Origin of the sequence: Microcoleus sp. K4-B3, assembly GCF_036704615.1 — a bacterium.
GTDB lineage: Bacteria > Cyanobacteriota > Cyanobacteriia > Cyanobacteriales > Microcoleaceae > Microcoleus.
Window position 1 is genome coordinate 1 of sequence record NZ_JAUBSF010000038.1, and the last position, 21,208, is coordinate 21,208.

Annotated in this window: 20 protein-coding genes; 10 read left to right on the forward strand and 10 right to left on the reverse strand. The window is 46.7% G+C overall.

Going from position 1 to position 21,208, the window contains the following annotated elements; translation table 11 throughout:
• Positions 1 to 467: 467 nt before the first annotated feature.
• The gene (locus tag QUA78_RS17180) at positions 468 to 3,290 is read right to left on the reverse strand and encodes a cation-transporting P-type ATPase (protein WP_333398932.1); all 2,823 of its coding nucleotides are present in this window, start codon (positions 3,288 to 3,290) and stop codon (positions 468 to 470) included.
• Between the two features lie 1,372 nt (positions 3,291 to 4,662).
• Between QUA78_RS17180 and QUA78_RS17185 the strand changes: the two genes are divergently transcribed.
• From QUA78_RS17185 to QUA78_RS17210, 6 genes are all read left to right on the forward strand, one after another.
• Positions 4,663 to 5,181: a phycocyanin subunit beta gene (locus QUA78_RS17185; protein ID WP_333398933.1), complete on the forward strand. Its 519-nt coding sequence runs from the start codon at positions 4,663 to 4,665 to the stop codon at positions 5,179 to 5,181.
• A 102-nt stretch (positions 5,182 to 5,283) separates the two neighbouring features.
• Complete coding sequence (cpcA, locus tag QUA78_RS17190) at positions 5,284 to 5,772, forward strand: phycocyanin subunit alpha (protein ID WP_333301210.1); 489 nt, start codon at positions 5,284 to 5,286, stop codon at positions 5,770 to 5,772.
• A gap of 148 nt (positions 5,773 to 5,920) precedes the next feature.
• Positions 5,921 to 6,736 (forward strand): phycobilisome linker polypeptide, encoded by an 816-nt coding sequence (locus tag QUA78_RS17195; protein ID WP_333301209.1) that lies wholly within the window; start codon positions 5,921 to 5,923, stop codon positions 6,734 to 6,736.
• A gap of 220 nt (positions 6,737 to 6,956) precedes the next feature.
• Positions 6,957 to 7,826, forward strand: a complete 870-nt coding sequence (locus QUA78_RS17200) for a phycobilisome linker polypeptide (protein ID WP_333301207.1) — start codon at positions 6,957 to 6,959, stop codon at positions 7,824 to 7,826.
• A 319-nt stretch (positions 7,827 to 8,145) separates the two neighbouring features.
• The gene (locus QUA78_RS17205) at positions 8,146 to 8,430 is read left to right on the forward strand and encodes a phycobilisome linker polypeptide (protein WP_333301205.1); all 285 of its coding nucleotides are present in this window, start codon (positions 8,146 to 8,148) and stop codon (positions 8,428 to 8,430) included.
• Positions 8,431 to 8,698: 268 nt separating this feature from the next.
• Positions 8,699 to 9,538 carry a HEAT repeat domain-containing protein gene (locus QUA78_RS17210; protein ID WP_333301204.1) on the forward strand — a complete coding sequence of 280 codons (840 nt, stop codon included), beginning with the start codon at positions 8,699 to 8,701 and terminating at the stop codon, positions 9,536 to 9,538.
• Positions 9,539 to 9,556: 18 nt separating this feature from the next.
• Here QUA78_RS17210 and QUA78_RS17215 read toward each other — a convergent pair whose 3' ends face one another.
• Positions 9,557 to 9,727, reverse strand: a complete 171-nt coding sequence (locus tag QUA78_RS17215; protein WP_333301202.1) for a hypothetical protein — start codon at positions 9,725 to 9,727, stop codon at positions 9,557 to 9,559.
• Between the two features lie 18 nt (positions 9,728 to 9,745).
• Between QUA78_RS17215 and QUA78_RS17220 the strand changes: the two genes are divergently transcribed.
• The gene (locus QUA78_RS17220) at positions 9,746 to 10,372 is read left to right on the forward strand and encodes a HEAT repeat domain-containing protein (RefSeq protein WP_333301201.1); all 627 of its coding nucleotides are present in this window, start codon (positions 9,746 to 9,748) and stop codon (positions 10,370 to 10,372) included.
• On the opposite strand, the gene QUA78_RS17225 is transcribed toward QUA78_RS17220, so the two are convergent.
• Both QUA78_RS17225 and QUA78_RS17230 read right to left on the reverse strand, forming a co-directional pair.
• A complete protein-coding gene (locus QUA78_RS17225) occupies positions 10,361 to 10,654 on the reverse strand; it encodes a DUF2103 domain-containing protein (protein WP_015175787.1) in 294 nt (97 codons plus the stop codon). The genes QUA78_RS17220 and QUA78_RS17225 overlap by 12 nt on opposite strands.
• Before the next feature lie 100 nt (positions 10,655 to 10,754).
• Positions 10,755 to 11,222 carry a response regulator gene (locus QUA78_RS17230; RefSeq protein ID WP_333301199.1) on the reverse strand — a complete coding sequence of 156 codons (468 nt, stop codon included), beginning with the start codon at positions 11,220 to 11,222 and terminating at the stop codon, positions 10,755 to 10,757.
• A 429-nt stretch (positions 11,223 to 11,651) separates the two neighbouring features.
• Between QUA78_RS17230 and QUA78_RS17235 the strand changes: the two genes are divergently transcribed.
• Complete coding sequence (locus tag QUA78_RS17235) at positions 11,652 to 11,978, forward strand: antibiotic biosynthesis monooxygenase (protein WP_333301197.1); 327 nt, start codon at positions 11,652 to 11,654, stop codon at positions 11,976 to 11,978.
• Here the strand turns inward: QUA78_RS17235 and cas6 are convergent, their stop codons facing one another.
• Together cas6 and QUA78_RS17245 are read right to left on the reverse strand one after the other, a co-directional pair.
• Positions 11,979 to 12,860 (reverse strand): CRISPR-associated endoribonuclease Cas6, encoded by an 882-nt coding sequence (gene cas6, locus QUA78_RS17240; RefSeq protein WP_333301195.1) that lies wholly within the window; start codon positions 12,858 to 12,860, stop codon positions 11,979 to 11,981.
• 157 nt (positions 12,861 to 13,017) lie between these two features.
• Positions 13,018 to 14,100: a class I fructose-bisphosphate aldolase gene (locus QUA78_RS17245; protein WP_333301193.1), complete on the reverse strand. Its 1,083-nt coding sequence runs from the start codon at positions 14,098 to 14,100 to the stop codon at positions 13,018 to 13,020.
• A 224-nt stretch (positions 14,101 to 14,324) separates the two neighbouring features.
• Between QUA78_RS17245 and QUA78_RS17250 the strand changes: the two genes are divergently transcribed.
• Together QUA78_RS17250 and QUA78_RS17255 are read left to right on the forward strand one after the other, a co-directional pair.
• A complete protein-coding gene (locus tag QUA78_RS17250) occupies positions 14,325 to 16,961 on the forward strand; it encodes a M1 family metallopeptidase (RefSeq protein WP_333301191.1) in 2,637 nt (878 codons plus the stop codon).
• Positions 16,962 to 17,249: 288 nt separating this feature from the next.
• Positions 17,250 to 17,666, forward strand: a complete 417-nt coding sequence (locus QUA78_RS17255; protein ID WP_333301190.1) for an NUDIX hydrolase — start codon at positions 17,250 to 17,252, stop codon at positions 17,664 to 17,666.
• A gap of 194 nt (positions 17,667 to 17,860) precedes the next feature.
• On the opposite strand, the gene QUA78_RS17260 is transcribed toward QUA78_RS17255, so the two are convergent.
• From QUA78_RS17260 to QUA78_RS17275, 4 genes are all read right to left on the reverse strand, one after another.
• A complete protein-coding gene (locus tag QUA78_RS17260; protein ID WP_333301188.1) occupies positions 17,861 to 18,343 on the reverse strand; it encodes a hypothetical protein in 483 nt (160 codons plus the stop codon).
• A gap of 51 nt (positions 18,344 to 18,394) precedes the next feature.
• Complete coding sequence (locus QUA78_RS17265; protein ID WP_333301186.1) at positions 18,395 to 19,471, reverse strand: FAD-dependent oxidoreductase; 1,077 nt, start codon at positions 19,469 to 19,471, stop codon at positions 18,395 to 18,397.
• A gap of 226 nt (positions 19,472 to 19,697) precedes the next feature.
• Positions 19,698 to 20,141 (reverse strand): photosystem II protein PsbQ, encoded by a 444-nt coding sequence (psbQ, locus tag QUA78_RS17270; RefSeq protein WP_333301184.1) that lies wholly within the window; start codon positions 20,139 to 20,141, stop codon positions 19,698 to 19,700.
• A 111-nt stretch (positions 20,142 to 20,252) separates the two neighbouring features.
• Positions 20,253 to 21,104, reverse strand: coding sequence for an alpha/beta fold hydrolase (locus tag QUA78_RS17275; protein WP_333301182.1), 852 nt, complete (start codon positions 21,102 to 21,104; stop codon positions 20,253 to 20,255).
• Between the last annotated feature and the right edge of the window lie 104 nt (positions 21,105 to 21,208).

The following is a 21,208-nucleotide window of genomic DNA, read 5'->3' on the forward strand; positions in this document are numbered from 1 at the left end:
GTTTTTGAGCAACAGCTTGCCTTCTGTTAAAAGGCAGCTACTTTTAGCTGTGACCATTTTTTAGTCTAAACTCCAGTAATTAGTAATACAGTCATCGAGCGGGTGAACGACCGGGCGCACCTTACAGGTTGGCAACCGAGATCCTTTACGATTGCGATTTTCGCCGAGCGTTGCGATCGCAATCACATTATAACGACGTAATAAATATTTAATTGTGACACAATCACTTTAGTCTTCATATCGATGAATTTGGGTGTGATATCGTTTCCGGTTGCATCGGAATGATTTAACCACAGAGGGCGCAGAGAACGCAGAGGGAGAGAATACAGAGATGAATAATTCCGATGCTACCGGATTTGATATGAGCCAGGGGTTGAAACCCCTGGCGGATGTGCTTGAGGATAGTGCCAAATGCGAGGACTCTAGCTAATAATGAAACCTCGCTCAGTATTCGTCAGCCGTTAACACTATTTTCTAGATTTGTAAAAGCGCACGAACAGTTTTTCCAGTTCAATCCAGACAAACATCAGGGCGCTGAAACCGAAGCAAACCATCAATTCCAAAGGCGTTAAATAATGAGTGCCAAAAAATGCTCTCAGCGGCGGAACATAAATCAGCATCAATTGCAGAATAGTAGTCACAATCACAGCTCCCCAAACAAAAACATTAGTCAAGGGATTTAACTCGATAGTTAGCTGAGTGTTAGACCGAATTGCGATCGCGTGACCCATTTGTGCCAAACAAAGAGTTGTAAACACCATTGTTTTCCAAGCCTCGGGATCTCCGACATGGTTGGGGTTGGTGGTATATCCGTAAGCCCAGGACATCATTGCGATCGTCAAAATTGCAAAAATAATCCCGATCCGAATCATGTAAGAACCCAAACCCCGCGCAAAAATACTTTCTCGCGGACTGAAAGGAGGCTTTTTCATCACGTTCGGTTCCGCCGGTTCCACAGCCAATGCCAAAGCGGGAACGCCGTCTGTTACTAAGTTCATCCACAAAATTTGCAGCGGCGTCAGCGGCACTCCTCCCAAACCCATTAAAGGTGCGGCCGCAATTGTCAAAACTTCGCCGATGTTGCTGCCCAAAATGTACTTAATAAAGCGGCGAATATTGCTATACACCACTCGCCCTTCTTCAGCGGCGGCGACAATAGTTGCGAAGTTGTCGTCGAGGAGCACCATATCGCTAGCTTCTTTGCTGACATCGGTGCCGGTAATCCCCATTGCGATGCCGATATCGGCTTGTTTCAAGGCGGGGGCGTCGTTAACGCCGTCGCCGGTCATTGCGACAAATTTGCCCCAACTTTGCAAAGCTTGGACAATGCGCAATTTGTGTTCTGGGGAGACGCGGGCGTAAACGCTAACCTGTTCGACTTGCTGTTTGAGTTCTTCTTGGGTGAGCTTTTCTAATTCTTGACCGGTGAGAACTCGATCGCCCTCTGTTGCAATACCTAAATCGTAGGCGATGGCTTTTGCTGTCAACTGGTGGTCTCCTGTAATCATCACCACCCGAATGCCTGCATCGCGGCACTTCACCACTGCTTCCCGCACTTCCGGGCGCGGGGCGTCCAGCATACTGACGAGTCCCAGCCAAATCATGTCTTGTTCGCTGGTTTCCTCAGAACCTTCGGGCGGTACGTTTTCCCAGAGTTTGTACGCAAACCCGAGGACTCGCAAACCGCCGCTTGCCATGTTGTTGTTTTCCACGAGGATGCGATCGCGCATTTCCTGGGTTAAAGGTTGTACTCGATCGCCGACTATAATGCCTTTGCAGCGCTCCAAAGTCAACTCTGGAGAGCCTTTGGTCAGCATCAAATAATTCGGCTGCTGTCCTTGTGCTGCGGGAAATCCCGAATTTCCCGATCGACCGGGCACTTCGCAAATTACGCTCATCCGTTTGCGTTCGGAAGAAAAAGGAAATTCCGCCGTCCGCGGCAGCAATTGAGACTGTTTTTCCTTATAAATGCCTGCTTTTCCCGCTACACACAGCAGAGATCCTTCTGTGGGGTCGCCTAAAATCTGCCATTCTTGCTGTTCGTGTTGCAATACTGCGTCGTTGCAAACTGCACAGGCAATTAATAAAGATTCGAGTTCTGGATATTCCTCTAAATTATTAATTTTAGCCGCTGTCAGGCGATCGGTAAAATCTCCGATCGGGGCATAGCCGTCGCCTGCGACGGCGACTGTGCAGTCGCCCGTAGACACTAGCTGAACTACCATTTTATTTTGAGTCAGAGTACCTGTTTTGTCAGAACAAATGGTAGTTACCGAGCCCAAAGTTTCTACGGCCGGCAGTTTGCGAATCAGGGCGTTTCGTTTCACCATCCGCCTAGTTCCGAGTGCCAGAGTAACTGTCACGACTGCTGCGAGCCCTTCGGGCACCACAGCCACAGCCATGCTGAGAGAAACTTCTAACAACTCTTCAAACCTGCTGGTATCGAAACCGATGCCGCCGTTTTGGAAGGTAATCATGCCGCCGATGACGACAATTGCGACTAAGGCTAGGGCACCGGAGACTAGAACATTTCCCAACTGGCTCATCCGCTGTTGCAGGGGAGTCGGTTCGTTTTCTACTGACTGAAGCATGGCGGCAATTTTGCCCAGTTCAGTTTGCATTGCGGTGTTGGTGACGATCGCCTTTCCTCGTCCCTGAACAACTTCTGTTCCCTGAAAAATCAGGTTGAGTCGATCGCCCAAGGAAGCATCTTCTGGAAGTTCTAGCTCTGCTTGCTTGGTAACTGCTAGAGCTTCTCCCGTCAAAGCAGATTCTCTGACTTGCAAGTTGGAAGCTTCGATCAATCTGCCATCTGCTGCTATTTTTACCCCAGCCTCTAACAGCATCACGTCTCCAGGTACGAGTTCCTTGGCGGCTATTTCCGAAGTTTTGCTGTCCCGCACGACTTTGACTAGGGGGGAAGCGAGGTTTTTGAGGGCTGCGAGGGCTTTTTCGGCACTTTGCTCTTGGAAATAGCCGAGAATGCCGTTGAGTATGACGATCGCAAAAATGGCGATCGCGTCTTTGGGAAAAGTATTCGACCGAATGTCCAAAAAAGCCGAAATCACGGCCACACCCATCAGCATCAACAACATGATGTTGGTGAACTGATCGACAAAAATCGACCACGGACTGCGGCCTCCTGTTTCTTCTAGTTCGTTGGGGCCGTATTGCTGCAAGCGTTCTGACACCTGTTGGCTGCTCAAGCCAGCGTCTTTGTTGCTGCTTAGCTGCTTGAGAGTTTGGTCAATTGCTACGGTGTGCCAAGAAGAGGGAGAATTTGAAGACATAAATTACGATCGATCATGGGGCATAAAGGTGGTTGCGGCCGGACAGCTACAGCCGATCCATCTGGCTGATTACAGTGAGAGAGTTTTAAGTTTTGAGTTCTGAATAAAAAACTGTTTAACTTGGGACTGGTTTTGGGCGGTTCGATGCCGGGGAAGCAAAAAGCTTTTAACTTCAATGCGTCTGGCGGCTCGATCGCCCCGTTTGTAGACCTACCGCTGATAGCACTTATCCACCTTACTACTAAAAATTAGCAATTCTTTCGGCTATGACACACAAAAGAAGCTGAAAGCAAGAGTGACTTTAGTCAGGGGATGCCAGCGTGCGCAGCAGGTCAAAACCTACCTTAAAAAAAACTTAATAAAACGATCGTATCCGAACCCATCTATTCCCATTATTGTTTAATGTTAAAAGAAAAATGGCGCTGCGTTGACAGGTCTCGATCGCCTGTGTTGGTTTTCTCACCCTCCACAATGCTCAGCTTCCCACACGCTTGCGTGGGACTAGCCTGTGGGAAGCAGAACATATAACAGATAGATGAAGAAAGTTTTTTTGCAACCGCTGCAGGGCACAGAGTAGATGCTTGGTCTTGGGTCAAGTCCAAGGACTCCCCATGATACAAGAGAATCCCCGCGTTATGAAAGACCGGGCCCGGTCTTTCAACTTCCAACCGCTGAGTTTTGTCACTAAATGCTGATATTTCCGGCAAAAGCTGAGGCTGTGGCGAGCGGGTTCACAATCTTTTGGATTTTTCCCACACCGAATTCTGCAGACATCCTGACATTGGGCAGAATTTTTGCTTTTTTCCCTATTCCCCCAGCCTTCTTTTACCAAAACTTTAATTTATTTAACCCTTCTTAACAATTCCGCTTTTCCAGAGAAAGCCAACAAAGGCGATCGGCCTACGGGACTGTTCGGGTCGGTTCCACCGCCACTGGAGGGGCGAGGGAAGCAAACTCTGCGTTTTGTTTTGCAACCCCGCATCTACCGCAGGAAGGAGATTAGCCCGCACTTTCCCACCCGAGATTTACCTTCATAGAGAGATAATTTTCTGTAATAATTTGTAATAAACAAAGACGGGCGAGCGTTGTATAAAGATTATCAGAGGGTTGAAACGACAGGCCAAAGTTAACAAAAACACTGATTGACAAGGTTTGTCGCATCTCATAAAAGATGTAAAAAATTCTAAGGTTTCTTAAACGTCCGTTACGATGTAACAATAGTACAGGTAGCGGAAAGGGAGAACTCGATCGGACCAGCAGATTAGCTGGCATCAAATTTCAACCCTTGCAGGCACTCGTAGCCTGAACAAATTTAACTTAACGGTTTTATACCGCAACCAAACTCAATTAACTCAAGTAGGAGAGTTCTTTCATGTTTGACGCATTTACAAAAGTGGTTTCCCAATCTGACGCTCGGGGCGAATTTCTAGCTCAGGGTCAACTAGATGCTCTCAGCAGCATGGTTTCCGACGCTAACAAGCGGATTGACGCAGTAAACCGCATGACCGGCAACGCATCCAGCATCGTGACCAATGCAGCTCGCACCCTGTTCGCCGAACAGCCCCAACTGATCGCTCCTGGTGGCAATGCATACACCAACCGCCGCATGGCAGCTTGCTTGCGCGATATGGAAATCATCTTGCGCTACGTCACCTATGCAACATTTGCAGGCGACGCCAGCGTTTTGGACGACCGCTGCTTGAACGGTCTGCGCGAAACATACCAAGCTCTGGGAGTTCCCGGTGGCTCAGTTGCAGCCGGCGTGCAAAAAATGAAAGAAGCAGCAATCGCGATCGCTAACGACCCCAACGGCGTTACCCGTGGTGATTGCAGCTCGCTGATGTCTGAAATCGGCAGCTACTTCGACCGCGCAGCTAATGCAGTCGGCTAAAAATAGCCAAGCGAACATTTGTTGTAAAGAAGCGAGCATCGCATTTTTGCCAACATTCATTTTTGTACAAAAACAACACAACATTAGGGAGAAACCAGAACAATGAAAACCCCTTTGACTGAAGCAGTAACCGCAGCCGATTCTCAAGGCCGTTTCCTGAGCAGCACAGAACTGCAAGTCGCCTTCGGCCGTTTCCGCCAAGCAGCAGCAGGTTTGGAAGCAGCCAAAGCGTTGACCGCCAACTCTCAGCGCTTGATCGACGGTGCAGCTCAAGCTGTGTACAACAAATTCCCGTACACGCAACAAATGCAAGGCCCGAACTACGCTTCTACCCCAACCGGTAAAGCCAAGTGCGCTCGCGACATCGGCTACTACCTGCGGATGGTAACCTACTGCTTAGTTGCAGGCGGCACCGGTCCGATGGACGAGTACCTGATTGCAGGTGTTGACGAAATCAACCGGACATTTGAATTGTCTCCTAGCTGGTACGTTGAAGCTCTCAAGTACATCAAAGGCAACCACGGTCTCAGTGGCGACGCTGCAACTGAAGCGAATTCCTACCTCGACTACGCAATCAACGCTCTGAGCTAGATTTGTGTGATGCCCGGGATTGTAAGCTGCTGTTAGCTTAAGTGTTAGCGGTTGTTTAGAATTCCGGGCATCTGCGATCGAAGCCTAGTTTTGCAAATACTTTTTTAAGCAGTTTTCAATTTTTAAACCAAAAAAGGAAGAAGCGAAAATGGGGGGATCAGGTGCAGCAGAACGGTTGGGAATAAAAGCATTTGAAGAAGCGGGACGGGTAGAACTGCGCCCCCACTGGACGCAAGACGATGCGAAAGCAGTAATTCGCGCCGCTTACAGCCAAGTTTTCGGCAACGAGTATTTAATGTCGAGCGAACGAGTTACCAGTGCTGAATCTCTGCTGCAGCAAGGGCAGATTTCAGTTAAAGATTTTGTGCGGTCAATTGCACATTCCGAAACTTATCGGAAAAAGTTTTTTTACCCGAACTCGCAAACGCGGTTAATCGAGCTTAATTATAAGCATTTGTTGGGCCGCGCTCCTTACGACGAGTCGGAAATTGCTTTCCACGTTGATTTGTACAATGCAGAAGGCTACGAAGCTGAAATTAATTCTTACATTGACTCAGTTGAGTATGAAGAAAATTTTGGCGAAAGTATAGTGCCTTACTATCGCGGTTTCGCGACTCAAAGAGGTCAAAAAACCGTCGGTTTTAACCGGATGTTTCAACTATACCGGGGTTTTGCTTCTAGCGATCGATCGCAAAACCAAACCCAAGCCCGGCTGACTTGGGAAGTAGCGAGAAATATGGCTTCGCCAATATACACGGCCTCCACCGGAAAAGCCCTTGGTGGAACTTCCGGCGGTTCTCGCGGCCAACTCTACCGAGTCACCGCAATGCAAGGTTCGGCTATGTTTTCGCCCCAAGTGCGGCGGACTACTACCGAATACCTCGTGGCTTACGAGCAACTTTCGAGGAGCTTGCAGCAAATCAACAAACGTGGCGGCAAAGTGGTAAGTATTACCACAGCTTAAAGTTTGTGTATTGACGTTTTTTTGAAACGTCTTTAGCAAATTAGGACTAAGGCTAAAAAATTCTTCAATTTTATGTGTATAGGTAAGGTGCGCACTGCGCACCCTACTTTGATTCAGGTGCGCACTGCGCACCCTACTTTGATACATATTAGCCTTAGCCCTAAAAATCTCAAGTGCAACAAAGCTTTAAACTTTTGTCATTAATTTAGGAGAAAATCTGGTGGCGATTACAACAGCAGCGTCCAGACTGGGAACATCCGCATTGAGCGATGCGCCGAAGGTAGAATTGCGTCCGAACTACACCAAAGACGACGTTGAAACGGTGATTCGTGCCGTTTACCGTCAGGTGCTGGGCAACGACTATTTAATGAAATCCGAGCGACTTACAAGTTCCGAGTCTTTGCTGCGAGACGGCAGTTTGACGGTACGAGAATTTGTACGCGCTGTAGCTAAGTCAGAACTGTACAAAACTAAGTTTTTCTACAACAGTTTCCAAACTCGGACGATCGAACTAAACTACAAACACTTGCTCGGTCGCGCTACCTACGACGAATCTGAAGTAATTGAGCACTTAGATTTGTACCAAACAAAAGGCTACGACGCTGATATTGATTCTTACATCGATTCAGTAGAGTATCAAGAAAACTTTGGCGAAAGTATCGTGCCTTACTACCGCGGCTTTAACACCCAGCGAGGGCAAAAAACCGTCGGTTTTACCCGGATGTTCCGCCTGTATCGCGGCTATGCAAACAGCGATACATCTCAACTAGAAGGCAATAGCTCTCGCTTAGCTGTCGAACTCGGCACTAACAGCGCTACGGCTGTAGTTGGGCCTTCTGGCGGTAACGAAGGTTGGGCATATCGGTCTTCTGCCAGAAACGTAACTCCCACCAGCACTTTCGGCGGCGCGGCAGCTTACGGCAAAGAAGGGCGGCTGTTGCGCGTGGAAGTTTCGGGCATTCGGACGGGCGGCTATCCCAGCGTGCGCCGCAGCAGCAAAGCTTTCATCGTACCTGTTGAGGATTTGTCTTCGCAAATGCAGAAATTTCAGCGCATGGGCGCGAAAATCGCCAGCATTACTCCAATTTAGTCATTAGTCATCAGTCATTAGTCATCAGTCACCAGTTATCACTCAGCATTTATTAGTCAGTAAGTAGGTGGTAACAAAGAAACATTACATGGGGAGGGTGGGTGAGAGCACTCATATACTGGCTTGTATCATAGCTGGTTAGCTCTCACCCGCCCCTAGCAGATACTATGTTTTTTTGTGCTGACCTACTTAATCAGAACATAACAACTAATAACGGTGAAATAAAGAGTGGGAAATAACATTAGCTAACAACTAAAGACTGAGGACTAAGGACTAAGGACTACTGACCAATTACTAACTACCAATTACCAAGAAGCTTATGTTCGGTCAAATTGTAGCTGGAAAAAGTGGTAATACAGCTTCCGCCGGTCGCTGCTTTCGGTATGAAGTTGTTGGCTTGCGGCAAAGCGATGAAACAAATAATGTGGATTATTCGATCCGATCGAGCGCGAGTACATTTATCACCGTGCCTTACAATCGGATGAATCACGAAATGCAGCGGGTTACTCGCATGGGCGGGAAAATTGTCAGCATTCATCCTTTAAGCGCGATCGCAGAATCATCGCATGAATCATCGCATGAATCATTGGGCGATCGCCAATAGTTTGGTTGCAGGGGCGATTAAAATCGCTCCTACACAAGCTAGAACCGGCGATTAAAATCGCTTCTACACAAGCTAGAACCGGCGATTGAAATCGCTGCTACACAAACAAAGTCCACTCCAAACGGACTAAGAGTTAATGCAACCCGCGCAGGCGGGTTTTGTCTGTTTAGTAGCGATTAAAATCGCCGAGTTTCGCCAACCCTTGCCTTGCAGGTTTTGTCTGTATAACAGCGATTTCAATCGCCGAATAACGAATCACTAATAACTAATGACTATGGATTATTACGAATCCGACTCACCGCCGGCGGGTGTAGCTGAGGGCGAGTCTTTAACTGTTGAACAGGCGATCGCAAATTTGCACTCCCAAGATTACAGTCTCCGGTATTATGCTGCTTGGTGGGTTGGCAGATTTCGAGTCAAGGAACCGGCAGCTATTGCAGCTTTAATTGCCGCATTGCAAGAAGAATCAGAACAAACAAAAATCGGCGACTATTCCCTATTGCGAAATGCGGCGCGGGCTCTGGGTAAATTGGGCGACAAACAAGCCTTACCGGCTCTGATTCGCTGTTTAGAATGCGCCGATTATTACGTGCGGGAAGCGGCGGCTCAAGCTCTAGAAATGCTGGGCGATCGCGATTCCATTGGGCCGCTAATGAAGTTATTGGATGGGGGCGTAGTTGTTGCTGTGCGAGTGCCAGGAAAATCGCACCTCGTGCAACCTTACGACTCGGTAATTGAAGCTTTGGGAACGCTGCAAGCGACAGAAGCAATACCGCTAATTTCACCTTTTTTAGAACATTCTGTGGAGCGGGTGCAGTACGCTGCGGCGCGGGCGATGTATCAGTTAACTGGTGAGCGGATTTACGGAGAGCGGTTGGTAAGCGCTTTGAATGGGGATAATTTGCAGTTGAGGCGATCGGCTTTGATGGACTTGGGGGCGATCGGCTATTTGCCCGGAGCGCAAGCTATTTCTGAAACTTTAGCAGAAAATAGCATGAAATTGATTGCGCTCAAAGGAGTTTTGGAGCATCACCTCAATCAACAAGCATCCCTATCTTTATCAGATGATGCTATCCGCGTTATGGATTTAATGGATAGTTTACTTTAAAAAAAATTAGTTCACAGCTCAAATAGGATTGCTGTAGCGATTCTCAATTGTCTGCCGTACATTCAGGAGACAGCACATTTCAGGACAAAGCAGTGCTGTTTCCCTACATATTTTGATGGGAATGTTGGTGGGTGAGGCTGCAAAAAGTTTGATCGCGCGATCGACCCAACTTACAATTAAAATGGTCACGGTAAAGCTTACAAATAAATGGCATTAGAACTAATTCAGGCTGTCGCAAAAGCAGATTCTTCCGAGGGCTTGTTAAACTCAGTCAAAGCACTGGCGGCGGCTTCCTCACAACAAGCAATTCCTACCTTAATTACAGTGCTCGGTTACAACAACCCAGGCGCCGCTGTTGCGGCCGTTGACGGGCTGATTCAACTCGGGGAAGCTGCGGTGCTGCCGCTTCTAGAACAGCTTGACGGCTACAATTACGGGGCGAGAGCTTGGGCTGTTCGGGCTTTGGCGGGAATTGGCGACCCCAGGGGTTTGGAGATTTTGCTCGATGCAGCGGCGAATGACTTTGCTTTGAGCGTGCGGCGGGCGGCTGCTAGGGGTTTGGGGACGATTTGCTGGGAACTGATGCCGGCAGAACAAATTGCAGATGCTCAACTTCGCGCGGTGAAAACGCTGCAGCAAGCGTCCCGAGACCCAGAATGGGTGGTTCGCTACGCAGCAGCGGGGGGTTTGCAAGCTTTGGCGGGTGCTGCGGCTGTTAAACCGGATTGGTTAGCGGAAGTTTCGGCCAGGCTTGAGGAAATCGCCCAAACCGATGAAACTGCTTCAGTTAGGGCTAGGGCTTTGCTTGCTAAGCAAAAATTGTCACTTGGCTAGGGTTTGGGCGATCGTCTCTTCCAAGTCCCCTTGACTGAGAGTGGTTAATATAAAGACTTCTTGTACGGTTTTGCCCTGTCTGGCGATGATTTTAAATCCCCCGCGGATCGGTACTGACACTCTTAATGTCATGCGGGGGATGTGTCCTTTAACTTTGTTGATGACGCCCGGAGTAACGGTTTGAATGCCCATTTTTAGGGTGAGGCGCTCTAAAATTGGTATCAAACCGGGAAGGTGGGTAGAGTGATTCCAAACTAGGCGGCCTTTGGGTTGTGCGTTCATAAATTTTTAACCAAATTCAACATACCCAGTCTAAGCCACCCCTGGCTGGAAGCAGTTTGAAATTCCCTCAACTTGTGTATCAATAACGTTACTGTGCGTGTTATTGCGAGCAAAGCCACGCAATCTCAAATCGAAATTTTTGATTCCAGCCCCGCAAGCTGAGATTTGATGGTGCAAAATAGTCCTGTACTTTTTGATGTTGTGGGTTGGTAATTGTCTGTTTTTCTAGTTGAGTGGCGATCGCCCCGAGTATTTTTGCGGCGCTGCAAGGTTTCTTGAGATAGCCGTCTGCTTTGAGTTCTAGAACCCCTTCCATTTCTGAACCAGTCATAAAAATAAACGGAATGCTGGCGGTTGCAGGTTGCGATCGCAAAACCGCGAAAACTTCTAAACCGTCTACTTCGGGCATCATGACATCAGACAAAATTAAATCGGGAATTTGGGCAGCTAACTCGATACCGGCTTTTCCGTTTTCGGCGCCGACAGCTTCAAAACCTCGCAATTTCAGAAGTTCTAATACGGTTTCTCGGATTAAGTCGTCGTCTTCTATGACTAATATTTTTTTCATTTGTTTTAGTTTCCTCTTTACTTTGTTTATATTTGTATGTTATGATTCTGGCATTTGAGTTTTAAGAACTTCAATAGGGTTATTGCAAAAACCCACTTTTTACGGGCTACTTTTTACTTCAAAGCCTGCGATCGCAGCTACGCACGCTTATTTGATCTATCACCAGCTTTACCTTTTGTACTAGCGCTCGAACTCGCTCCGGCGTACCTAGCATTGTGAAGGTCTAAAATCTTGGGTTCAACAGTTTATTTAATAGAGATTGCAGCCTGCCAACTCAAAAAGCTTCTATTTGAGTTGCGATCGCAGCTACGTGTAATTAATAAATCCGCCGATGAGCTGAGCGCGAAACTACAAACTGTGAATTTCGCAAATTTCTGGCGATCCGGTAAAATATACCTTGGTGTATCGCGATTTGTTGAGGAAAAGGATATGTCAGAATTTCTAGACTTTCTCAGACATCAGTTTGCTTACGTTGCCATTGGCGAATTTAAACCAGGAAAATTTAAAGAAGCAGAACAACTTTTTGAAAAAGCTGTTGCAACTTATGCGACAGGTTTTAAGGGAGCATACCTGCTGCAATTGCCCAATACAGACAAAGGTATTGCCATCATTTTTTGGGAAAGCGTAGAAGAGATGGCCGCCAATCAAAGCCAAGCTTATCAGGAAATATTGAAGCAAATGACGCCTTTGTTTGCGAAAATTCCCGACACTGATGTTTATGAAATCGTCAGTGAAATTCAGCCTAAAAGTGAATGATTAACAATCCTGCAACCGGCGCGTCATTCCCATTCCCATCGGCGTCTTTCGCCCGACTCCGCTGTAAAGCGCAAAATCTGCTAAAGTGTTAATTTGCTTGATAGTATCAGGAGCTATATCTCCCATAATTCGGTAACTAATATCGCCGACGCAGCCAATAAATTTACTTCGAGAATCCGTACTAACTTCTGTTCGGATATCAAAGAAACTGGGAAAAATAGCTTCTGTGAAAGTAGGTTCGATCGCAATCCTGCTGTACTTGTTCCAGCGATTAACTAAACTGCCAAAAATACTCTCTCTAGTTGGCATAGCACTATCGTACACACCTTGCCGAAAATTAGTAGGAGTGCAAAAAGTAAAAGCAATTTGGCGCTCAGTTTCCGAAGCTCTATCGAACAATTCGGCGTAAGTACAAAAGTTGACCCACGGCTGGTTTGATTGCGGTTCGCTCAAAATATTAGTAATGTATATATTTGTCGGGCCAAGATGCCAAGGGCGAGCGAAATTGAGTTGCTGCCAAAGTTGAGTTAGGCGATCGAACAAACCGTCATCCAGCAGAGAAATTCGCCACCAAATCGGCGTATTTTCCTGAATTGCTTGCTTGTAATCCCACTGTACAGCCTGCGAAATTGTGCGGGAAGCAGGAGGCAAAACTCTCTTGTGTGGCTGCGGCGTGCTGCTTTTGTAAGCCTCTTTTCTGCTTACTTGAAAAGGGCTTAAAGTGAAAGCTTTTTCATGAGATTGGTCGTGTAGGTACGCGCTCAAATCGCTGTCTACAGCACTCACAAGGTTTAAAAATAAAGCGTGGAGATGCCGTCCCGTTAAAAACTGAGATGGAATTGGTGCAACTGGCAGCAGGTTTAAAACAAGGCTGTGGGGCATTTTAAAATTAAATACTGTGTCTCTATATGTGTTCAGCTAGTATTAATATTACAGCTAAGTTGCAACTTATATTAAAGAACTTTAATCAGGTAAGGTGCGCAGTGCGCACCCTACGTTTAGGTTGTGATATTGAGGCAAATCTCTGCACTGTGAATTTTTAGGCGATCGAGATTTCTGGCGACAAATAAACGTCTTGGATTGCGTTAAACAATTTTACACCTTCTTCAAAAGGACGCTGAAAAGTTTTGCGACCGGAAATTAAGCCGCAGCCACCAGCGCGTTTGTTGATTACCGCCGTGCGAATTGCTTCAGCAAAATCGCTTTTCCCGGAAGCACCACCGGAGTTAATTAAACCCATCCTTCCCGCATAACAGTTGAGCACTTGATAGCGAGTTAGATCGATCGGGTGATCCGTTGTCAAATCCGAATAAACGCGCTTGTCGGTTTTGCCGTAACTGTGACCGCTAGCTTTAGCAACTGCTTCATAGCCGTTATTGCACTCGGGCAACTTCTGCTTAATAATGTCAGCTTGAATTGTCACTCCCAAGTGATTTGCTTGCCCGGTTAAATCCGCTGCAACGTGATAATCTTTGTCTTGTTTAAAAATATCGTTGCGGAGATAGCACCACAGAATTGTCGCCATTCCGTATTCGTGAGCGTGTGCAAAAGCTTGACTGACTTCTTGGATTTGCCTCGTCGATTCCGGCGAACCAAAATAAATTGTTGCTCCCACTGCAACCGCTCCCAAATTCCAAGCTTGCTCGACGGTCGCAAACATTATTTGGTCGTATTGATTGGGATAAGTCAGCAATTCGTTGTGATTGAGCTTGACAATAAAAGGAATTTTGTGCGCGTACTTGCGAGATACGCTTCCCAAAACTCCCAACGTTGTCGCGACAGCATTGCAGCCAGCCGAAATTGCTAATTTAATGATATTTTCGCTGTCAAAATAGATGGGATTCGGTGCAAAAGAAGCGGCCGCCGAGTGTTCGATTCCTTGGTCTACTGGCAGGATGGATAAATAGCCGGTATTTGCCAAGCGTCCGCTAGAATAGAGTTGCTGAAGCGATCGCAAAACTTGGGGAGATCGATCTGTTTGAGCAAAAATGCGATCGACCCAATCCGGGCCCGGTAGGTGCAACAAATCTTTAGAAACTTTCGCTTGATGGGTGAGCAACTCTTCGGCTTCGTCGCCAAGCCAAGATTCGAGCGAACTGGGAACTGATAGTGTAGCTGTCATGCAGATTTCCCTCTCAATTTCAATTGCAGGCTGATGATTGCAGACATTAGCCTTGCTGATATTGTAGCGAAAAAATCATATTTTCCATCCCGGCAACGATCGACCCAGTTTTTAACAAGTTAGCGACAACAGCAACTAGGACGCGCTACTCTATAATAAGCTGGCAGTTCAGCCGGATCTGCGCTGCCAGCGATCGCCGATCGATTCACAACTTTGCCATCACAATGTCAAATACTTACTTTGATTCTGAAAACGGTCACAAATCCTTCGAGATGCCCGGTGCTCGACCGCATTACAATCCAGATCGCCCCGGTCAAGTAGAGCATATTTTCCTAGACTTAGTGCTGAATATTCCCAAACAAAGCTTTCGCGGCACTTGCAGCATCCGCATCAATCCAGTCCGCAGCGGCATTGACAAATTAACATTAGATGCGGTAAACCTGAACATTGAATCGGTAAAAGTTGGCGAAACCAAGCAAAATTTCGAGAGCGACGGCGAAGTGCTGCAAATTCAACTGCACGAACCAACAGAAGCTTACCAACCAATTACTATTGCGATCGAATACTGGGTCGAAAAACCCCAGCGCGGTCTCTATTTCGTCGGCCCGGACAAAAACTATCCAGACAAACCAACACAAGTTTGGACTCAAGGCGAAGACGAAGATTCCCGCTTCTGGTTTCCCTGTTTCGACTATCCCGGACAGTTGGCAACTTCCGAAATTAGAGTGCAAGTTCCCAGACAACTTTTTGCCATCTCCAACGGCGAATTAATTAGCACAACAACCGACGGTGATGATAAGATTTATCATTGGTCGCAAACCCAGGTACACCCGACGTATTTAATGACCTTAGCAGTCGGAGATTTCGCCGAAATCAAAGACGAATGGAACGGCAAACCAGTTAATTATTACGTTGAAAAAAGCCGCGAAGCAGACGCTAGGCGCAGCATGGGCAAAACGCCTCAAATGATTGAATTCTTCTCTGAAGCATTTGGCTATCCTTACCCTTTTCCCAAATACGCTCAAGTCTGCGTCGATGATTTCATCTTTGGCGGTATGGAAAATACTTCGACAACTTTGCTAACAGATAGGTGCTTGCTAGACGAACGCGCCGCCCTCGACAATCGAGGTACTGAAAGCTTAGTCGCCCACGAATTAGCTCACCAGTGGTTCGGCGATTTAGTAGTAATTAAACATTGGTCTCACGCTTGGCTGAAAGAAGGCATGGCTTCTTATTCCGAGGTGCTGTGGACTGACAAAGAATATGGCAAAGAAGACGCGGCTTACTATATGTTAAATGAAGCCCGCAATTATTTAGCTGAAGACAGTTCCCGCTACCGCCGCCCGATCGTTACTCACGTTTACCGCGAAGCAATCGAATTGTACGATCGCCATTTGTACGAAAAAGGCGCTTGCGTTTATCACATGATTCGCGCCGAGTTGGGCGACGAGTTATTTTACAAAGCCATTCACACTTTTGTGCGGGATAACGCTCACAAAACTGTAGAAACGATCGATTTGCTCAGGGCTATAGAAAAGGCTACCGGTCGCAATCTCATGTTTTTGTTTGACCAGTACGTTTATCGCGGCGGTCATCCAGATTACAAAGTTGCTTATTCCTGGGATGGCGACAGCAAATTAGCAAAAGTGACTGTAACACAAACTCAGGTAAAAGACAGCAAAAATGGCAACGGGAACGGCAACAGCAAAGATGTATTCGATCTGAAAATTCCGATCGGCTTCGGTTACAAGTCGGAAAAAGAGGCATACGATGACAGTTCTGCACCTTTCACCCCGAACCTAAAAACTTTCACAGTGCGAGTATACGAACGCGAGCAAAGCTTCTATTTCCCTCTCGAAGAGAAGCCTGCATTTATCAGTTTTGATGTCGGGAATAAATACTTAAAAACTGTTGTTTTAGAGTATGGAGTTGCGGAACTAAAAGCTCAGTTGCAATTCGATCCCGACCCGGTTTCTCGGATTTACGCTGCCCACGCTTTGGCGAAAAAGGGAGGACTGGAAGCGGTGAAAACGCTGTCAGAAGTTCTCAAGAAAGAGCCGTTCTGGGCTGTGCGCGCCGAAGTCGCCAGTCAGTTAGTAGAAATTAAACTTGACCAAGCTTTTGAAGGCTTAGTAACTGGTTTGAGAGATAAAGATGCTCGCGTTCGCCGTGCTGTGGTGGCGGCGCTGGGTAAAATCAAAACTCACGAAACTTATAAAGCGCTAAGATCGATCTTAGAAAAAGGCGACGCCAGCTATTACGTAGAAGCAGCCGCAGCGAGTGCTATTGGCGGAATATCAGCAGCTAACCCCGACGAAAAACCGACCGACGAACAGGTACTAAAAGAGTTAAAATTGGTACTCAAAGAACGTCAGGGCTGGAATGAGGTTGTGCGATCGGGTGCGATCGCCGGTTTGGCACAGATGAAAACTTCTGAAGATGCGCTGAATCTAATTTTGAAATACACTGCTGCGGGTACTCCGCAAGCTTTGCGCTTGGCTGCAATTCGCTCTTTGGGCACCATTTCGACAGGTCAAACTAATATTAATTTAGAACGGATTTTGCAGCGATTGGGAGAATTGTCTAGAGAGACGTTTTTCTTGACTCAAGTATCTGTCGTAGTGGGATTAGGACAAATGGAAACTCGCAAAGCAATTCGCATTTTGCGTTCTTTAGCTGACCAAACTCCCGACGGCCGCGTCCGCCGCATGGCTGATGAAGCTGTGCAAAGAGTGCAGAAAAATGCTGGTTCTGATGCAGCGGTAAAGCAGTTGCGGGAGGAATTAGACCAGGTGAAAAAGGAGAATCAAGATTTGAAGAGTCGTATGGAAAATTTGGAGGCTAAGTCGAAGAAAGATTAGGCGTAAAACCGCATACCGACGCAGCTAAAGGCAGATATTGTCGATCGGCTTTTATCTGCGTTTCGGTAGAGGATTGTGCGGGGTTATTACAATAATATTATTATTCAGTGGGAGTGGATTTAAATTGGCTACTTTTCACAGAGGGGAAAAGCCAACTATCTCTATTCTCCACTTTATTGTTGTCTCAACTGGGGAATTATCTAGAATTAGGATGCAGTTTTTATTTTTTAGTTGTCAACCGTTCATGAGGTTACAGCAGCTTTTGCACCCCGAAATATGGCAGAAATCATGAGTATAAAAATCGCTTTACTGGTCGCTCAATCGGGGGTAATTCCCTATCGCATTCAAGACGGACAAATTGAAGTAATGCTGATTACTTCTTCGGCTAGCAAGCGCTGGGTGATTCCGAAAGGATTAATTGAACCTGATATGACTCCCCAAGATTCCGCTGCCAAGGAAGCTTGGGAAGAAGCAGGTTTGTTGGGTAAAGTATTCCCGGATTTGCTTGGAACTTACGAGTATCAAAAGTCCGGCTGTACTTGGCAGGTAGGGGTATTTTTAATGCAAGTGCAAGCAGTTCTGGAAATTTGGCCGGAAGCTAGCAAGAGAAAGCGGCAGTGGGTAAGTATTCCTAAAGCAATTAAGCGGGTTAATGAACCGGAACTCAAACTCATTTTGGCGGATTTGCAGAATAGGTTCTGGTGATTCAGTCCTGGATGCAAAACCTAATTATGTAGAGTTTGCAGTGAGCACCTTACCGCCATAAGTAGCGCGTCAAACCACTTTTTGGTCTTAGTATAAACTTGTCGGGTGCGTCCGTCAGCTAAATTATTGGAAAATCGAGCTATGATTACTGACGCACCCGACAAACTTACGATCTCAGTGTAAAAAGTTTTCCCTTAAGCGTTAGCTGACAGAAAAGGAATGCTTTCGGCTAAGTTATCCTTAACTTCAATTCCCTGTTTTCTTGCCCAAAACTGGCTCAAAAAGTGAATTTGTCGCAAGCCGACAACTAAATTTAAACCTGGTACAAAAAGCCACCAAACTGTTAGCGGTTCTTTGATTCCTTCTTGGCAGTACAATTCGTTCACTGTCTTGTAAAGTTTGAACTGCACGATGTAAATCCAAGCAATACCGAGCAAGGAAAACCAACCAAACCATCCGGGAACGTCAGGGTCAAATATCCGCAAAGCTTGGGGGACGGCTACTCCTAAAACAAAGGGAAGCAAGCAAAGAGTTCCCGACCAACCGCTGCCGTTATAGCGACGCAATTCTTCTTGAATAATCCATTTGTACCATCCGTAATATAGCAGCAAGCTGACTGCGGACAGCAAAATTACTCGCCACAAAGACCGGGGTTTACCTAAAGGTTTGTCGGACATATTTAGATGTAAGATATGAATCGTTATCTTGATTGTATTAACATTTGTTAATTATTGCAAAATCATTTCTCGAATCGATCGCGCTGTAGCAGGGGCCAGCAGAACACCGTTGCGATAGTGGCCGCTGGCGATGAAAACGCGATCGTTACCGGGAAGCGTCTCGATAATTGGGGCCGGCCGCCCTTCCGGCCGCGGGCGCAATCCTGACCATTTCCTGATGATTTCAGCTTCTGCTAAGCCCGGACAAAGTGCGATCGCCCTCGCCATCACTTGCGCCAACATATCAGCATTCGCCGGAATTTCCCCGCCATTTTCTGAAAACTCCAGCGTCGCCCCCACCCAGAATTCCCGTGAAGCGAAGCTATCCCGAAGGGAATCGCCCAAAGGCACAATGTGAACGTCATCGCAAGTAATTACCGGCATAAAATCTGGGTTTCCTAAAGGATTAGCCGATCGCAAATGCAGCGCTTGTCCCAACACCGGGCGAATGTCAACCAACTGATTTAACGATGCAGTCACAGCAGCAGATCCCAAACCAGCGCACACAATTAGTCTATCGAACTCCAAACTAGCAGCAATCGCCGCTGCTTCAACGGGCACCCCAAACTCAAAAATCACCCCATTTCGTTCAGCAGCATCAACCAAAGCCAAAGTTAGCGCTGTCGGATCGACTTGTCGGTCTTGAGGCGAATAAATCGCAGCAATAATCTTATCATTTAAATAGAGATGAGGGCAGAGTTCGCGCACTCGTTCCACATCCCAAATTTCTAATTTCCAACCTTGAGACTCGCGAGTTGCTACCAACTTTTCCCACTTACTTAAATCCTCTCCCTCCGAACAAAGCATTAAAATTCCTTGTTTGTTAAAAGGAATTTTTCGCCCCGTAACTGCTTCCAATTCAGGAATCAAAGTTTCGTAGCGCTGAAGGCTGGTTTCCCTCAACTGCCAATTTCTGCCCTTAGTTTTGTGGCTGATAACTCCCATCAAAACACCGAGTGCAGCGCCAGTAGAACCTTGTCCCGGCGGCTGTTTGTCGAACACAGTAACTTTCAGTTCGGGAAATTGACTTAGTTCAAAGGCGATCGAAGCCCCAACAATACCGCAACCAATAATTGCAACACGAATCATTCAATTTTAGATTTTAGATTTTAGATTTTAGATTTTATAGAAATTTATCGTAGTTTTTCGTAGGGTGTGCACGGAACACATTATCTTGTCAATACTCCGTGCGCACGGAGTACCCTACTAAAGATTAGTAGGGTACGCACAGATCAAATTATCTCGCTGATCCGTGCGCACCCTACCTTGGTGCATTATCTTGGTGATCCGTGCGCACCCTACAAACCCACAGTTATTAGGCTTTAGGAATTAGCTGGAAGAAGGTATCGAAATCATTCACGGCTTTTTGATAACTAGCCGTGACTTTCGCATAGTCAGCCGCTTTAGCAGCGTTGTCAATCTCTACCAAATCAGCAAACAAACTTTTAGTCAAATCAACAGCTTGTTCTTGAGCTTTCGGCAACAAACTACCAGACACGGTTCTCATGGCGCTGCGCAATTCGCCGAGAGGCCCGTGAATGTAAGTTCTGGTATCAACCCAATTTCGCTTTTGAATTAGGGTTCCCAATTTGTCCATGCGCGATCGGAACTCTGTCAGGGTAGGAACATAGCGCTGAATTTGCTGGATTTGGGCTGCTGTGTAAGTCGTTGGAACTTTTGCTTCGACACTACTGCAACTGACCAGAAATGCCATCAAAAACGCCATCATCAAGGCAAAAAATGAACGGGGACGAGTCATATCGATTTTAGATTTTAGATTTTAGATTTCTCGTTCTCAGGCTCTGCCTGGGAATGCAGCTCGGCGAGGAGCTGGTTCACTGACCTAGCACCGAGAGTTATGTACAAAATATTATTTTACCTCCTGGCGGCGCAGAAAAGTTATCAGAGCATCGCCAACTTTTTCTGACCAATGTTCTTGAGGATAATGCCCCGCTTGTTCCAGTGTGACTAACTCTGCATTTTTTAGGGAACAGACTAGCTTTTGAGCTGGTTCAACACTCAGCCAAGGGTCTGTCAAACCCCACACAAATAAAGTTGGTCGAGTCCAGGCTTTCAAGCCGGATTCAATTTCTGCCATTGACTGCGGCAATTGAATATTGCGGACAGTATTCATGAGCGATCGACCGGCATCCGAACTCTTCAAAAACGGGCGGCGGTAAACATCTAAATCTTTGTCTGATATCGTCTGGCGGCTGCCACCTTCGAGAGTTCTGTCAACCAAAAGCGGGTCTTGCGTCATCATGTCGCCAATAAAAGGCAGTCCCAACTGCTGCATTTTCCAAGGCAATCTTATATTTTCTGAAACTGGTGTATTGATGACAGCTAAACGCTCAATTTTATCGGGATTTCGCAAAGCGTATTGAATGCCTGCTGAAGCTAAAAATCCTTGGACAACGAGGTAAAATCGGTCTAATTCTAGAGTTTGAATAAAGCCAGCGAGGGCGTCAACAAAAGCATCGGGAGTATAGGCAAAGTCGCGCTTGTCTGGTTTTGTCGATCGCCCGTAACCCACCCAATCTGGGGCGATAGATCTAAATCCCTGGGCAGCCAAATCCGGCATTATTACAGTCCAGGTAAAACTCTGGGACGGCAAACCGTGCAGCAGCAGTACGGGCAGTTTACCAGTTTCGTTAACCGGATTTGTTTCCCGATAAAACCATTGCAGCGGGCCTACTTCAACTATTTTCTCATCAATTGACATTATTTTACTGGTTATTTATTAAACAATAAGGCGGGGAATACCCGCCCTACTTACATAATAGTTGGGTATGCACAGAGTACCTTACCCAACTAATTACCGCCGCC

What these genes read in the sequence shown, in the direction of transcription:
- QUA78_RS17180 (WP_333398932.1), bottom strand. Translation starts at nt 3,290, where the DNA reads ATGTCTTCAAATTCTCCCTCTTCTTGGCACACCGTAGCAATTGACCAA.
- QUA78_RS17185 (WP_333398933.1), top strand. Translation starts at nt 4,663, where the DNA reads ATGTTTGACGCATTTACAAAAGTGGTTTCCCAATCTGACGCTCGGGGC.
- cpcA (WP_333301210.1), top strand. Translation starts at nt 5,284, where the DNA reads ATGAAAACCCCTTTGACTGAAGCAGTAACCGCAGCCGATTCTCAAGGC.
- QUA78_RS17195 (WP_333301209.1), top strand. Translation starts at nt 5,921, where the DNA reads ATGGGGGGATCAGGTGCAGCAGAACGGTTGGGAATAAAAGCATTTGAA.
- QUA78_RS17205 (WP_333301205.1), top strand. Translation starts at nt 8,146, where the DNA reads ATGTTCGGTCAAATTGTAGCTGGAAAAAGTGGTAATACAGCTTCCGCC.
- QUA78_RS17210 (WP_333301204.1), top strand. Translation starts at nt 8,699, where the DNA reads ATGACTATGGATTATTACGAATCCGACTCACCGCCGGCGGGTGTAGCT.
- QUA78_RS17220 (WP_333301201.1), top strand. Translation starts at nt 9,746, where the DNA reads ATGGCATTAGAACTAATTCAGGCTGTCGCAAAAGCAGATTCTTCCGAG.
- QUA78_RS17225 (WP_015175787.1), bottom strand. Translation starts at nt 10,654, where the DNA reads ATGAACGCACAACCCAAAGGCCGCCTAGTTTGGAATCACTCTACCCAC.
- QUA78_RS17230 (WP_333301199.1), bottom strand. Translation starts at nt 11,222, where the DNA reads ATGAAAAAAATATTAGTCATAGAAGACGACGACTTAATCCGAGAAACC.
- QUA78_RS17235 (WP_333301197.1), top strand. Translation starts at nt 11,652, where the DNA reads ATGTCAGAATTTCTAGACTTTCTCAGACATCAGTTTGCTTACGTTGCC.
- cas6 (WP_333301195.1), bottom strand. Translation starts at nt 12,860, where the DNA reads ATGCCCCACAGCCTTGTTTTAAACCTGCTGCCAGTTGCACCAATTCCA.
- QUA78_RS17245 (WP_333301193.1), bottom strand. Translation starts at nt 14,100, where the DNA reads ATGACAGCTACACTATCAGTTCCCAGTTCGCTCGAATCTTGGCTTGGC.
- QUA78_RS17250 (WP_333301191.1), top strand. Translation starts at nt 14,325, where the DNA reads ATGTCAAATACTTACTTTGATTCTGAAAACGGTCACAAATCCTTCGAG.
- QUA78_RS17255 (WP_333301190.1), top strand. Translation starts at nt 17,250, where the DNA reads ATGAGTATAAAAATCGCTTTACTGGTCGCTCAATCGGGGGTAATTCCC.
- QUA78_RS17260 (WP_333301188.1), bottom strand. Translation starts at nt 18,343, where the DNA reads ATGTCCGACAAACCTTTAGGTAAACCCCGGTCTTTGTGGCGAGTAATT.
- QUA78_RS17265 (WP_333301186.1), bottom strand. Translation starts at nt 19,471, where the DNA reads ATGATTCGTGTTGCAATTATTGGTTGCGGTATTGTTGGGGCTTCGATC.
- psbQ (WP_333301184.1), bottom strand. Translation starts at nt 20,141, where the DNA reads ATGACTCGTCCCCGTTCATTTTTTGCCTTGATGATGGCGTTTTTGATG.
- QUA78_RS17275 (WP_333301182.1), bottom strand. Translation starts at nt 21,104, where the DNA reads ATGTCAATTGATGAGAAAATAGTTGAAGTAGGCCCGCTGCAATGGTTT.